1 protein-coding gene (cut by a window edge) is annotated in these 16,670 nt (G+C 61.6%); it reads left to right on the top strand.

Going from position 1 to position 16,670, the window contains the following annotated elements; translation table 11 throughout:
* Positions 1-142 precede the first annotated feature (142 nt).
* A protein-coding gene (locus AMM33_RS05560; protein ID WP_194945258.1) for an Ig-like domain-containing protein crosses the window boundary here: on the top strand, positions 143-16,670 show its 5' portion. It continues 15,596 nt past the right edge of the window; 16,528 of the gene's 32,124 nt are visible here — the first part of the coding sequence; the start codon lies at positions 143-145; its stop codon lies off the right edge, out of view.

Here is a 16,670-nt window from a genome sequence, read left to right as displayed (position 1 = left end):
CACCAGGAGTACCCCAATTAGAGGTTTTTGATTTTCACGTTTTATTGAATAATTTTTAACAAAATTTTCATTTAATTCGAAAAAATTCAATAAAAAGTAAATTGTTTACTTTTGATTTAATTTTTTGAAAATCAAAAAAATCATGAAGTCAATCAAAATGTTGGATGCCCAAGGGCGCGTGGTTCAAAGTGCGGAGACGATCAACCGCAATGTGCGAGCCAGCAAGTCCAGCCCCGTCAGTCTTGACGCTGTAGCTTCAACCAAATTGATGGTGCTGACTTTGAGCGACAAGGTCTTGCCGGAAGTCTCGCCTCCTCAGAAGATCCATGTTCGGCGCGTTGCCAAAAATCTGGAATTGGTGCTGGATGGCGATTTCTCTGAAGGCGCAGATTTCATCATCAACAATTATTTTGATGTTTGCAAATCCAATGATTGCCGGATTTATGGTTACGACCAAGCCGGAAAGATCCTGGAGTACCAAGTGGTTGGGGGTGCTTCATCCAGTTCCTGGACTGCGGATTTGTACGGACAGGCGCAAGTGCATTCAGTGGCTTTGGTGCCTGGTGCCGTGGCTGCCGGAGGGGGGGGGATTTTTGGACTGTGGGGGCTGGTGGGCGCTGGCGGTTTGTTGGCTGCAGCAGGGCTGGCGTCCAAAGGCAAGTCTGAACCGGTAGCGCCAAGTGATACCAAGCGCCCGGATGCCACCATCACGATGGATAAGTCCGTGTTGAAGGTGGGTGACACAGCCACCGTCACCATCACATTCAGCGAAAAAGTCACAGGGTTCAGCAAAGACGATGTCATTGCGCAGCATGGCAGTCTGAGTGATTTTGTGTCTGATGAAACTGGGCTGGTCTGGAAGGCGACATTCACGCCAGAGGCTGGCTCCGACAATCGCGGTCTGAGCTTGAGTCTGCAATCGACTTACACCGATCAAGCAGGGAATGCGGGTTCTGCGGTTTCAACGACTTATGCCGTGGACACCAAAGTGCCCAGCTTCACGGTCAAACTCGATGCCTCCAGCGACAGTGGCGTTGTGGGTGATGCAGGCACCAACGATGACACGCCGACCATCAGCGGCACGGGCACGGCAGGTGACATCATCCGCGTGACCATGCCCGGCACACTCGAAGTGCTCAGCACCACCGTGGCGGCAGACGGCACATGGAGCGTCACGCCCACCCAGTCGATCGCCAGCGGCAGCGTGAGCGTGATCGCCACCGATTCGTCAGGCAACACCAGTTCAGCGAAAACTTTGCAAGTGACGATTGACCAGAGCATCTCTGTGCCTGTGGTGAGCCTGATCTGTGACAGCGGATTGAGTAAGACAGACAAGATCACCAACAGCAGCGCCTTGAGCATCCTGGCTGAGGACGGCGCTCAGTTTGAATACAGCACTGACGGCAGCAGCTGGGCGAGCACTTTCACCGCCGCAGAAGGGGTCAACACCGTCTATGTGCGCGCCATCGATGCCGCAGGCAACAAGGCCATCTCGCTGCCGCTGACGTTCAATTTGGACACCTTGGTCCCCGTGTATCAAGTGGCATTGAAATGTGACACCGCTGTGCCTACAGACAAGATCACGCAAGAAGCTTCTTTGATGTTGGCAGATGTCGAGACATCGTCTGCTTTGAGCTTCAGTTCAGATGGCGGTAAGACCTGGGTGAGCACATTTGTGCCGACCGAAGGTCACAACTTGGTGACTGTGCGTGTTGTGGATGTCGCGGGGAATGCGCGTCCCCAGGACTTTTCTTTCACGCTGGACAGCCAGCGCCCTTCTGCGCCCGTCATCAGTTTGGTCAATGACAGTGGATGGCGCGACAACGATCAGATCACGGTGGATGGGCGGATCAATATTGCTTTCGATGCGGGCACCACGGTGGAGTTAAGTCTGGATGGTCAGACTTGGGTCACCACGTTCACTGCACAAGAGGGGTTCAATACGGTCTCTGCCCGTGCCAGAGATGCCGCTGGCAACGTCAGTGAAACCAGCAGTCTGAATTTTTGGATGGACACCCAGGCGCCTGATGCTCCCCTTGTGAGTTTGGTCTGTGACACAGGCAGCGATATCCCTGATCGACTGACCTCTGAGGGTTTGTTGCGCCTCAATACGCAAGATGTTGACAGTCAAATCCAGTACAGCACCAATGGTGGCATTTGGACCACCACGTTCACTGCGCATGAAGGCTTGAATCAGGTCCAGATCCGGGTCGTGGACGGCGCAGGGAATGTGGGTGCTACGACCTTTTTTGACTTCACCCTCGACACGCAAGGCCCTGACGCGCCCACCGTGTTTTTGGCTTGTGATTCGGGCATCTCTGAAACCGACAACATCAGTCAAGAGGGCGCTTTGCGTGTGGGCTCTGTCGAGCCCGGCAGCATTTTGCAGTACAGCACCGATGGCATTGGGTGGGCATCCACGTTCGCTGCTGGTGAAGGTCTCAACACCGTCAAAGTCCGCAGTGTGGATGCGGCAGGCAATTCAGGCTTGGTCGAAACACTGGTGTTCACGGTCAATAATCACATCAGCCAGCCGCTGCTGACCTTGGCTTGTGATAGCGCAGTTATTGGGGACGGCTTGACCCATCAGGGTGAGTTGATCGTTTCAGGGGCTGACAGTGATGCGCGGCTTGAGTACAGCACCAACGGTACAGCCTGGTTCAACAGTTTCATTGCGGTCGAAGGTGAAAACACCGTGCAAGTGCGCGCCACCGACGCCGCAGGCAACGTGGCCACCTCTGAGGCCATGGTGTTCACGCTGGACAGCCAAATCCGCGCTTTCACCGTTGCTTTGAATTGCGACAGCGGGCAATCGGCAGACCTTGTCAGTCGTGAGGGCACGTTGTTGCTCGGTGATGTCGATGCTGATGCAGAAATCAGCTACAGCACCAACGGCAGCACCTGGACCAGCACCTACACCGCCACCGAAGGCCTGAACAACGTCAAAGTGCGCGTGATGGACGCCGCAGGCAACCAGCGCACCCAAGACTACAGCTTCACCCTGGACAGCACAGCGCCCACCCCGGCCGTGCTCACCCTGGTGTGTGACAGCGGCAGCCAAGGCGCAGACCAACTCACGAACAACGGCGCCATCAATGTGGTCGCCGAAGTCGGCGCCGCCCTCGAATACAGCACCAACGGCACCACCTGGGGCAGCACCTTTGCACCGGCCGAAGGCGCTAACACGGTGAGCGTGCGCGTCACCGACCCAGCAGGCAACGTCAGCGAGCCATCGAGCCTGAGCTTCACGCTGGACAGCGCAGCACCCACAGCGCCCACCGTGGGCCTGGTGTGCGACAGCGGCAGCATCACAGGCGCGGGCACCGACAAACTCACCAACACAGGCACCCTGAGCCTGAGCAGCGTGGAAGCGGGGGGCCAGCTCGAATACAGCATCAACGGCGTGAGCTGGGCGACCACCTTTGCAGCGGCAGAGGGCGTCAACAACGTGCAAGTGCGCGTGACGGACGCGGCAGGCAACATCGGAGCCGTGGCCACCTACAGCTTCACCCTGGACACACGGGCACCCGATGCGCCGGTCCTTGGATTGGTGTGCGACAGCGGCCCGTTGGGCACAGACAAGATCACCAGCGATGGCCGCTACAGCGTCAGCACCTCGGAAGTGGGCGGCACGCTGCAATACAGCACAGACGGCGCAGCTTGGGGCACCACCTTCACCGCAGCCGAAGGCAGCAACACCGTCAAGGCCCGGGTCATTGACGCCGCAGGCAACGCGGGCGCAGCCAGCACCCTGAGCTTCACGCTGGACACCGGCATCTCCAAGCCCACCGTGGCCCTGAGCTGCGACAGCGGAGTCAGCAGCAGCGACGGCATCACCCGCAATGGTGCGCTGAACCTGAACAGCGTGGACAGCGACGCGCAGGTGCAGTACAGCACCGACGGTCAAACCTGGACCAGCAGCTTCACGGCCGTGGAGGGCACCAACAGCGTGACCCTCAAGGTCACAGACGCAGCGGGCAATGTGGCCACCTCAGACATCCTGAGCTTCACGCTGAACGCCGCTGAAGCGGTGTTCACCGCACAACTGGACTTGTCCAGCAACAGTGGCAGCCCAACAGACCTGCTGACCCAGGACCTGACGCCCACGATCAGTGGCACCGGCACAGAGGGCGACATCATTCGGGTGACCATGCCCGGCACAGGCGAGATCCTGAGCACCACGGTGGCCGCAGATGGCAAGTGGAGCGTGACCGCTGGCACCGATGTGGCCAGCGGCACCGTCAGCGTGACCGCGACCAATCCAGCAGGCGTGGTCAGTGTAGCCAAAACCTTGGCCCTGCAAATCGACGCCAGCATCACCACCCCCGTGATCAGCCTGATCAGCGACAGCGGATCGAGCGCCACAGACAAAGTCACCAGCAACGGTGCCTTCGCCGTCAGCGCTGACAGCGACAGCCAGCTGGAATACAGCACCAACGGCACGACCTGGACCACCACCTTCAATGCGACAGAAGGCGCCAACACGGTGCAGGTGCGCGCCACCGACGCCGCAGGCAACGTGGCCACCTCCAGCGCCTTCAGTTTCACCCTGGACAGCCAAACCAGCGCCTTCACCGTGGCGCTCAGCTGCGACAGCGGCACGGCCAGCGACAAAGTCAGCCGAAATGGCGCTTTGGTCATCACCGGCGCAGAAGCCGGAGCCGACATCAGCTACAGCACCAACGGCAGCACCTGGACCAGCACCTACACGGCCGCCGAAGGCCTGAACAACGTCAAAGTGCGCGTCATGGACACCGCAGGCAACCAGCGCACCCAAGACTACAGCTTCACCCTGGACAGCACAGCGCCCACCCCAGCGGTGCTCACCCTGGTGTGCGACAGCGGCAGCCAAGGCGCTGATCAACTCACGAACAACGGCACGGTCAACGTGGCCGCCGAAGCCGGTGCCACGCTGGAATACAGCACCAACGGCACCACCTGGGGCAGCACCTTTGCACCGGCCGAAGGGGCCAACACGGTGAGCGTGCGCGTCACCGACCCAGCAGGCAACGTCAGCGAGCCATCGAACCTGAGCTTCACCCTGGACAGCGCAGCCCCCGTGGCCCCCACCGTGGGCCTGGTGTGCGACAGCGGCAGCATCACAGGCGCAGGCACAGACAAGATCAGCAACACAGGCACCCTGAGCCTCAGCAGCGTGGAAGCGGGCGGCCAGCTCGAATACAGCACCAACGGCGTGAACTGGGCCACCACCTTTGCAGCCGCAGAGGGCGCCAACAACGTCCAAGTGCGCGTGACGGATGCCGCAGGCAATGCCGGTGCTGTGGCCACCTACAGCTTCACGCTTGACACCCAAGCACCCGATGCGCCCGTATTGGGCCTGGTGTGCGACAGCGGCAGCTCCGGCACCGACAAAATCAGTCAAAACGGCAGCCTCACCGCCACAAGCCTGGAAGCGGGCGCCACGCTCCAATACAGCAGCAACGGCACAGCCTGGGGCAGCACCTTTGCCGCAGGAGAAGGCAGCAACACCGTTTACGCACGCGTGGTCGATGCCGCAGGCAACACCGGCGCGGCCAGCCAACTGGTGTTCACTGTGGACACGCAAATCGTCAAACCGATCCTGACCCTCGCCTCCGACACCGGCACCCCGGGCGATCTGGTCACCATCGACGCCAGCTTGAACGCCCCCGGCAGCGCCGCCGGCTCGGCCATAGAAGCCGGTGCCGTGGTCGAATACAGCACCAACGCCAGCAGCTGGACCAACACCTACAGCGCCATAGAAGGCAGCAACACCGTCTACGCACGGGTCCGGGATGCGGCGGGCAACATCGCCGTCTCCGACGTCCTCCGATTTGTGCTCAACACCAAAGCAGGCACCTTCACCGCGGGCCTGGACAACAACAGCAACAGCGGCGCCCTGACGGACCTGAGCACTTATTACGACACCCCCACCATCACCGGCAGCGGCTCAGAAGGCGACCGCATCAAAGTGACCATGCCCGGCACAGGCGAAGTGCTCACCACCGTGGTCGACAACAACGGCCTGTGGTCCGTCACGCCCACGCTGGCCATGGCCTCGGGCAATGTGCAAATCGAACGCACCCTGCAAGCGGGCAACAGCGTGGATGCCACCATCAACCTGGCGGTGGTCATCGACCAAACCGTGGCCTCACCCTCCGTCAGCTTGCTGTGCGACACCGGGCGCAGCCAAAGCGACAAGATCAGCACCCTAGGCAACCTGAACATCGGGCAGATCGAAACAGACGCCTTGGTCGAATACAGCACCGACGGCAGCACCTGGAGCAGCACCTTCACGGCGCAAGAAGGCGCCAACACCGTGCAAGTGCGTCAAACCGACAAAGCCAACAACACCAGCACCCCCACCGTGTTCAGCTTCACGGTGGACACCGGCAAACCCGTGCCCACCGTCAGCATCACGCCCATTGGCGGCGACGATGCCGTGGGCCCGGCCGATGCGGCCAACCTGCAAACCACCATCACCGGCGCTGCGCTGGGGGCCAGCGAAGGCGATGTGGTGCAAATTGCCGTGAACGGCAACACCTTCAGCGGCACCGTCAACGCCGTGGGCAGCTACAACATCAGCATCGACACGGCCGACCTGGTGGCCGACTCGGACAAAACACTGGAAGTGCTGCTCAACGCCAGCGATGCCGCAGGCAACCAAGCCAGCACCTCGGCCAGCCGCAGCTACAGCGTGGACACCTCGGCGCCGCAAGTGCAAAGCATCGCGCTGGACAAAACACTGCTCAAAGCAGGCGACAGCGCCACCGTCACCATCCGCTTCTCGGAAAAAGTCATCGCCTTTGATGTGGGCGATCTGGTGGCCGACAACGCCAGCCTGAGCGGCCTGGCCACAGCCGACGACGGCCTGACCTGGACGGCCACGCTGGTGGCCAACAGCAGCATCGAAGACACCAGCAACCTGGTGCAACTGTCGGCCACCTACACCGACAATGCAGGCAACGTGGGCACCGCAGGCGCAAGCAACAACTACAGCCTGGACACCAAAGCGCCCACAGCCACGATCAAACTGGCCGACGAAGCCCTGCAAGCGGGCGAGACCACCACGCTGACCATCACCTTCAGCGAGAAAGTGGTCAACTTCAGCAACGACGACGTCACCGTGGCCAACGGCAGTCTGGGCACCCTGAGCAGCGCAGACGGCATCGTCTGGACCGGCACCTACACGCCCAGCATCAACCTCGAAGACAGCACCAACGTCATCACGCTGGCCAACACCTACAGCGACCTGATCGGCAACGCCGGAGCCGTGGGCACCAGCGGCAACTACAGCGTGGACACCAAGGCCCCCTCGGCCACCGTCGCCCTCAAAGACGCCCAAGGTGCACCGATGACCAGCCTCACGGCCGGACAAAGCGCACAGCTGACCATCACCTTCAGCGAAGCGGTCAAAGACTTCAGCAACGCGGACGTCACAGCGCCCAACGGCACGCTCAGCACCCTGGCCAGCACCGACGGCGGCACCACCTGGACAGCCACGTTTACGCCCAACGCCAACGTGGAAGTGGCGGCCAACAGCATCAGCGTCAACCCCAATACCTACAGCGACCTGGCAGGCAACTCAGGCTCAGCCGCATCGAGTGCCAACTACGCTGTGGACACCCAAGGCCCCACCGCCAGCATCACCCTGAGCGACAGCGCGCTCACGGCAGGCGAGAGCGCACAAGTGACCATCGTCTTCAGCGAAAAAGTCACCGGCTTTGGCAACAACGATGTGACCGTGGAGAACGGCACGCTGAGCACCCTGGCCACCACCGACGAGGGCAAGACCTGGGTGGGCACCTTCACGCCCACAGCGGGAACGGCCGATGCCAGCAACGTCATGAGCGTGGCCAACAGCTACACCGACGTGGCGGGCAACCCAGGCGCCAGCACCAGCAGCGCCAACTACGCGATAGACCTCAAAGCGCCCACGGCCAGCATCGCCTTGAGCGACAACGCCCTCAAAGCAGGCGAGAGCGCCACCGTCACGATCACCTTCAGCGAGAAAGTCAAAGACTTCAGCAACGCGGACATCACAGCGCCCAATGGGGCTCTGAGCACATTCACCGCCAGCGCAGACGGCCTGATCTGGACAGCCACCTTCACACCAGCAGTGGACACCGAAGCGGCCAGCAACACGCTGAGCCTGAGCACGGCCTACAGCGACGAAGCGGGCAACACCGGCACCACAGCGCAGGCCAGCTATGCGGTAGACACCAAGGCACCGAGCTTCACGGTCAAACTCGACGACGCGAGCAACAGCGGCGCCAAGTCAGACCGCCTGACCCACGACGACACGCCCACCATCAGCGGCACGGGCACCAAGGATGACATCATCCAAGTGACCATGCCCGGCACCCTTGAAGTGCTGAGCACCACGGTGGCCGCAGACGGCAAGTGGAGCGTCACACCGACCCTGGTGATCGCCAGCGGCAACGTGATCGTGATCGCCACCGATCCAGCAGGCAACACCAGTGCAGCGCAAACACTGGCCCTGGTGATTGACAAAACAGTGGGCACACCGACGCTCGTGCTGGCGTGCGACAGCGGATCGAGTGCCACAGACCTGATCAGCCAAACCGGCCAGATCACGGTGGGCAACCTGGAGGCAGGCGCCACCATCGAATACAGCACCAACGGCACAACCTGGAGCAGCACCTTCACAGCCACCGACGGCGCCAACACGGTGAGCGTGCGCCAGACAGACACCGCCGGCAACGTAAGCGCAACCAGCACGCTGAGCTTTGAGCTGGACACCACCGCCCCAGTGCCAACAGTCACCATCAACGGCATTGGCGGCGACGACGCCCTGAGCCCTGCTGACGCCGTGCAAACCCAGACCGGCATCACCGGCAGCGTGAGCGACGCCCGCGAAGGCGATGTGGTCAAAGTACTGGTCAACGGCCAAACCTTCAGCGGCACCGTAGACGCTTTGGGCAACTACAGCGTGAGCGTGGCCACGGCTGATTTGATTGCTGACTCAGGCAGCGCCATCGAAGTCGTGCTCATGGCCAGCGATGCAGCAGGCAACACCCAGATGGCATCTGCCAACCGGGCCTACGCCGTGGACATCACCGTGCCCACGGTGCAAAGCATCGTGCTGGACAAGAGCGCCGTCAAACTGGGCGACAGCGCCACCGTCACCATCAGCTTCAGCGAGAAAGTCAAAGCCTTTGACCTGTCGGACCTGAGCGCTGACAACGCCACACTGAGCAACCTGGCCACAGCCGATGGCGGCCTGACCTGGACCGCCACACTCACCCCGACTGCCAACATCGAAGACACCAGCAATGTGGTCCAAGTGCTGGCCAACTACACCGATCTGTCGGACAACCCAGGCACAGCAGGGGCAAGCAACAACTACAGCGTCGAGACCAAAGCCCCGACAGCCACGATCAAACTGACCGACGAAGCCCTGCAAGCCGGTGAAACCACCACACTCACCATCACCTTCAGCGAGAAGGTGCAAGACTTTGGCAACGCGGATGTCACGGTGCAAAACGGCACCCTGGGCACCTTGGTCAGCGCAGACGGCATCGTCTGGACGGGCACCTACACGCCCAGCGTCAACCTTGAAGACACCACCAACGTCATCACGCTGGCCAACACCTACAGCGACCTGATCGGCAACGCCGGGACCGTGGGCACCAGCGGCAACTACAGCGTGGACACCAAGGCCCCCTCGGCCACCGTCAGCCTCCAAGACGCCCAAGGTGCACCGATGACCAGCCTCACGGCAGGTCAAAGCGCCCAGCTGAGCATCACCTTCAGCGAAGCGGTCAAAGACTTCAGCAACGCCGACGTGACAGCGCCCAACGGCACGCTCAGCACCCTGGCCAGCACCGACGGCGGCACCACCTGGACCGCGACGTTCACGCCCAGCGCCAATGTGGAAGTGGCGGCCAACAGCATCAGCGTCAACCCTGGCACCTACAGCGACCTCGCGAACAACGCAGGCGCAGCTGCAGCCAGCGCGAACTACGCGGTAGACACCCAAGGCCCGACGGCCAGCATCACGCTGAGCGACAACGCGCTCACGGCAGGCGAGAGCGCGCAAGTGACCATCGTCTTCAGCGAAAAAGTCACCGACTTTGACAACACCGACGTCACTGTAGAAAACGGCACGCTCAGCACCCTGGCCACCACAGACGGCGGCAAGACCTGGGTGGGCAGCTTCACGCCCACCGCAGGCACGGCAGATGCCAGCAACGTCATGAGCGTGGCCAACAGCTACACCGACGTGGCGGGCAACCCAGGCGCCAGCACCAGCAGCGCCAACTACGCGATAGACCTCAAAGCGCCCACGGCCAGCATCGCCTTGAGCGACAACGCCCTCAAAGCAGGCGAGAGCGCCACCGTCACGATCACCTTCAGCGAGAAAGTCAAAGACTTCAGCAACGCGGACATCACGGCGCCCAATGGGGCTCTGAGCACCTTCACCGCCAGCGCAGACGGCCTGATCTGGACAGCCACCTTCACACCAGCAGTGGACACCGAAGCGGCCAGCAACACGCTGAGCCTGAGCACGGCCTACACCGACGAAGCGGGCAATGCGGGCACGGTGGCCACGGCCACGTACGCCGTGGACACCAAGGCACCGAGCTTCACGGTCAAACTCGACGACGCGAGCAACAGCGGCGCCAAGTCAGACCGCCTGACCCACGACGACACGCCCACCATCAGCGGCACGGGCACCAAGGATGACATCATCCAAGTGACCATGCCCGGCACCCTTGAAGTGCTGAGCACCACGGTGGCCGCAGACGGCAAGTGGAGCGTCACACCGACCCTGGTGATCGCCAGCGGCAACGTGATCGTGATCGCCACCGATCCAGCAGGCAACACCAGTGCAGCGCAAACACTGGCCCTGGTGATTGACAAAACGGTGGGCACACCGACGCTCGTGCTGGCGTGCGACAGCGGATCGAGTGCCACAGACCTGATCAGCCAAACCGGCCAGATCACGGTGAGCAACCTGGAGGCAGGCGCCACCATCGAATACAGCACCAACGGCACAACGTGGAGCAGCACCTTCACAGCCACTGACGGCGCCAACACGGTGAGCGTGCGCCAGACCGACGCCGCAGGCAACGTGAGCGCGGCCAGTACATTGAACTTCACACTGGACACCACCGCCCCAGTGCCAACGGTCAGCATCAACGCCATTGGCGGCGACGACGCCCTGAGCCCCGCTGACGCCGTGCAAACCCACACCGCCATCACCGGCAGCGTGAGCGACGCCCGCGAAGGCGACGAGGTCAAAGTGCTGGTCAACGGCCAAACCTTTACAGGCACCGTGGACGCTTTGAGCAACTACAGCGTGAGCGTGGCCACAGCCGACCTGATTGCCGACTCCGGCAGCACCCTTGAAGTCGTGCTCATGGCCAGCGATGCGGCAGGCAACACCCAGATGGCATCGACCACCCGAGCCTATGCAGTGGACATCACCGTACCCACGGTGCAAAGCATCGTGCTGGACAAGAGCGCCCTCAAAGTGGGTGAAACCGCCACCGTCACCATCGGCTTCAGCGAGAAAGTCAAAGCCTTTGACCTGTCGGACCTGAGCGCTGACAACGCCACACTGAGCGGCCTGGCCACAGCCGACAGCGGTCTGACCTGGACAGCCACACTCACCGCGACTGCCAACATCGAAGACACCAGCAATGTGGTCAAAGTGCTGGCCAACTACACCGACCTGTCGGACAACCCAGGCACAGCAGGCGTAAGCAACAACTACAGCCTGGACACCAAAGCCCCCACAGCCACGATCAAACTGGCCGACGAAGCCTTGCAAGCGGGCGAGACCACCACACTGACCATCACCTTCAGCGAGAAAGTGGTCAACTTCAGCAACGACGACGTCACCGTGGCCAACGGCAGTCTGGGCACCCTGAGCAGCGCAGACGGCATCGTCTGGACCGGCACCTACACGCCCAGCATCAACCTCGAAGACAGCACCAACGTCATCACGCTGGCCAATAGCTACAGCGACCTGATCGGCAACGCCGGGACCGTGGGCACCAGCGGCAACTACAGCGTGGACACCAAGGCCCCCTCGGCCACCGTCAGCCTCCAAGACGCCCAAGGTGCACCGATGACCAGCCTCACGGCCGGTCAAAGCGCCCAGCTGACCATCACCTTCAGCGAAGCGGTCAAAGACTTCAGCAACGCCGACGTGACAGCGCCCAACGGCACGCTCAGCACCCTGGCCAGCACCGACGGCGGCACCACCTGGACCGCGACGTTCACGCCCAACGCCAACGTGGAAGTCGCCGCCAACAGCATCAGCGTCAACCCCGGTGCCTACAGCGACCTGGCCGCTAACGCAGGCTCAGCCGCATCGAGTGCCAACTACGCTGTGGACACCCAAGGTCCGACAGCCAGCATCACCCTGAGCGACAGCGCGCTCACGGCAGGCGAGAGCGCACAAGTGACCATCGTCTTCAGTGAAAAAGTCACCGGCTTTGGCAACAACGATGTGACCGTGGAGAACGGCACGCTGAGCACCCTGGCCACCACCGACGAGGGCAAGACCTGGGTGGGCACCTTCACGCCCACAGCGGGCACGGCCGATGCCAGCAACGTCATGAGCGTGGCCAACAGCTACACCGACGTGGCGGGCAACCCAGGCGCCAGCACCAGCAGCGCCAACTACGCGATTGACCTCAAAGCGCCCACGGCCAGCATTGCCCTGAGCGACAACGCCCTCAAAGCAGGCGAGAGCGCCACGGTGACCATCACCTTCAGCGAGAAAGTCAAAGACTTCAGCAACGCGGACATCACGGCGCCCAATGGGGCTCTGAGCACATTCACCGCCAGCGCAGACGGCCTGATCTGGACAGCCACCTTCACACCAGCAGTGGACACCGAAGCGGCCAGCAACACGCTGAGCCTGAGCACGGCCTACACCGACGAAGCGGGCAATGCGGGCACGGTGGCCACGGCCACGTACGCCGTGGACACCAAGGCACCGAGCTTCACGGTCAAACTCGACGACGCCAGCAACAGCGGCACGCTGACCGATCTGATGACCTCTGACGCCACACCCACCATCAGCGGTTCGGGTGTGGAGGGGGACCTCATCCGTGTCACGATGCCCGGCACATTGGAAGTGATCAGCACCACCGTGGCTGCAGACGGCACTTGGACGGTGACGCCCAATCTGGCCATCAGCACGGGCACGGTCAGTGTGGTGGCCATTGACGTGGCGGGCAACACCAGCACCGCGCAGACGCTGAATGTGGTCATTGATCAAGTGATCGCAGTGCCCACGCTCACCCTCACTTGCGACAGCGGATCGAGCAGCACCGACAACGCCAGCCGCTTTGGTGCCTTGACACTCGCCGGCCTTGAGGCTGGCGCACAAGTGGACTACAGCACCGATGGCCTGCAATGGACCACCACGTTCAATGCGGCAGAGGGCCTCAACCGTGTCACTGTCAGAGTGACCGACGGGGCAGGCAACAGTGCCCTGTCTGTGCCGCTCAATTTCACCCTGGACACGACAGTGGCTGCCTTTGCCGTAGCGCTTGCCTGTGACAGTGGTACAGCCAGCGATCTGATCACCCACACCCCGAACTTGATTCTGTCCGGGGTTGAAGCGGGTGCCCATGTGCAATACAGCACCGATGGCACGAGCTGGGCCAATGATTTCCAGGCCAGCGAAGGCGCCAACGCCATCACCGTGCGCGTGACGGACTCGGCAGGTAATCAGAGAACGCAAAACCTGGCTTTCCAGCTTCAGAGTGTCAAACCCAGCGCGCCCGTGATCACCCTGGTTTGTGATGGCGGCTTGAGCAGCAGTGACCTGATTTCAGCCAAAGGGGGCATCAATGTGTCCCATGGGACAGGCACGGTCCTGGCTTACAGCACCGATGGCAGCACCTGGGGCACCACCTTTGTGGCCACAGAAGGCGTCAACAAGGTGTATGCCCGGGCCACCGATACGGCAGGCAATGTCAGTGATGCCAGCAGCCTGAGCTTCACCCTGGACACCACGACACCCGCCGCTGTGCTCACCACCCTGGTCTGCGACAGCGGCAGCAGTGGCAGCGACCGACTCAGCAAGCAGGCCCTGCTGCAAAGCGTGACCAGCGAAAGCGGTGGGCAAATTGAATACAGCACCAATGGCAGCACCTGGCTGACCACGTTCAGCGCCATGGAAGGCGCCAATGCTGTACAAATTCGTGTGACGGACGCCGCAGGCAATGTGGGTGCGGTCAGCACCTTCAATTTCACCCTGGACACGCTGGCGCCCACGGTGCCCACTTTGGCGCTGGTCTGTGACAGCGGCAGTTCGGGCACCGACAAAATCAGCCAGAGCGGCAGCATTTTGGCCACGACCCTGGAGTCAGGTGCCACCCTCCAATACAGCGTGGACGGACTGGCTTGGGGCAGCACCTTTGCTGCAGGCGAGGGCAGCAATACCGTGCAGGCACGGGTGGTGGATGCCGCAGGCAACGCAGGCCCTGCCACTACCTTGAGCTTCACGGTGGACACGTTCATCAGCAAGCCTACGTTGACGCTGGTGTCAGACACAGGAACACCGGGTGACAAAGTCACGATAGATGGCTCGCTCAATGTGCCCGGCAGCGCAGGCGGCTCTGCCATTGAAAGCGGTGCTGTGGTCGAATACAGCACCAATGGCACCAGCTGGACAAACACCTACAGCGCGGCCGAAGGCAACAACACCGTGTATGCCCGTGTCACGGATCAGGCTGGCAACAGCGCCGTGTCGGACATGCTGACCTTTGTGCTCAACACCAAGGCGGGCACATTCACTGCGGGCCTGGACAACCTCAGCAACAGTGGTTCACTCAACGATCTGATCACCCGTCAGGACACGCCTGTCATCAGCGGCACGGGGGCTGTGGGCGACCGCATCCGCGTGACCATGCCCGGCACCAACGAGGTTCTGGATGCCGTGGTGGACATCAATGGTCTGTGGTCGGTCACGCCATCGCTGACGATTTCCTCGGGCAACGTTCTGGTGGCCCGGACACTGCAGGCGGGCAGCAGCGTGGACTCGACCGTCAGCCTGGCGGTGATCATCGACAAAATCGCGGCCTCGCCCACAGTCAGCCTGCTGTGCGACTCGGGCGCCAGCAGCAGCGACAAAATCACCACGGTGGGCAATCTGAACATCGGGCAGATTGAAAGTGATGCCGTGCTGGAGTACAGCACCGACGGCAGCACCTGGGGCAGCACCTTCACGGCGCAAGAAGGCCTGAACACCGTGCAGGTGCGTCAAACCGACAAGGCCGACAACATCAGCACACCCACGGTGTTCAGCTTCACGCTGGACACGCAAGTGCCCGTGCCCAGCATCACCGTGGCCGCCATTGGCGGCGACGACGCCGTGGGGCCTGCCGACGCCGCCAACCCGAGCACCACCATCACGGGTGTGGCCTTGCAGGCCAGCCAGGGCGATCTGGTGCAAGTGCAGGTCAATGGGCAAACCTACACCGGCACCGTGAACGCGGTGGGGGGCTACAACATCCAGATTGACACAGTGGACTTGGTGGACGATGCCGACAAGAAACTGGAAGTGTTCATCAACGCGACAGACGCTGCGGGCAATGCCGCCAGCGCGCAAGCCAGCCGCACTTACAGTGTGGACACATCGGCACCTTCTGTGCAAAGCGTCACCCTGGATAAAACCGTTCTCAAAGCCGCAGACACCGCCACGGTGACGGTGCGTTTTTCAGAAAAAGTGCAGGCCTTTGACTTGGGCGATATGTCGGCAGACAACGCCAGCTTGAGTGCATTGGCCAGCACGGACGGTGGCTTGACCTGGACCGCGACCCTGACGGCCAGCAGCATGATCGAAGACACCAGCAACCTGGTGCAGGTGTTCTCCAACTACACCGACCTGGCAGGCAATGCGGGTACCACCGGCAGCAGTGGCAACTACAGCCTGGACACCAAAGCGCCCACAGCGGTCATTGCGCTGGCCGATGAAGCCCTCAAAGCGGGCGAAACCACGACCTTGACCATCACCTTCAGTGAAAAGGTGCAAGGTTTTAGTAACGAAGACGTCACGGTGCAAAACGGCACCTTGGGCACGCTCTCCAGCGCCGATGGTGGCATCACCTGGATCGGCACTTACACCCCCAACGCCAACACTGAGGTGGCGCTCAACACGATTGCGCTGGCCAACACTTACAGCGATCTGATCGGCAATGCCGGCGTGGCCGTCACCAGTGGCAACTACAGCGTGGACACCAAAGCGCCCAGCGCCAGCATTGTCCTCAAAGACTTCACCAACACGGTGGTGACGAGTTTGACGGCTGGCCAAAGTGCGGCGGTGACGATCACCTTCAATGAAGCGGTCAAAGACTTCAGCAATGCCGATGTCAATGCCCCCAACGGACAGTTGAGCACGCTGGCCAGCACGGATGGCGGCGTCACCTGGACAGGCACCTTCACGCCGAACGCCAATGTCGAAGTGGCCGTCAACAGCCTGAGCATCAACCCAGGCGCCTACAGCGACCTGGCGGGCAATGCAGGCGGCGCGGCCTCCAGTGCCAACCACGCAGTGGACACGCAAGGCCCCACAGCCACCATCACCCTGAGTGACACCGATTTGCAAGCCAACGAGACAGCTGTCTTGACCATCACCTTCAATGAAAAAGTCAGCAACTTTGACAGCACCGATGTCAGGGTCGAAAACGGCACCCTGAGCA

It is taken from the genome of Limnohabitans sp. DM1, assembly GCF_001269385.1.
Taxonomy (GTDB): Bacteria; Pseudomonadota; Gammaproteobacteria; order Burkholderiales; family Burkholderiaceae_C; genus Limnohabitans_A.
This window is presented reverse-complemented; position numbering and strand designations above follow the sequence as displayed.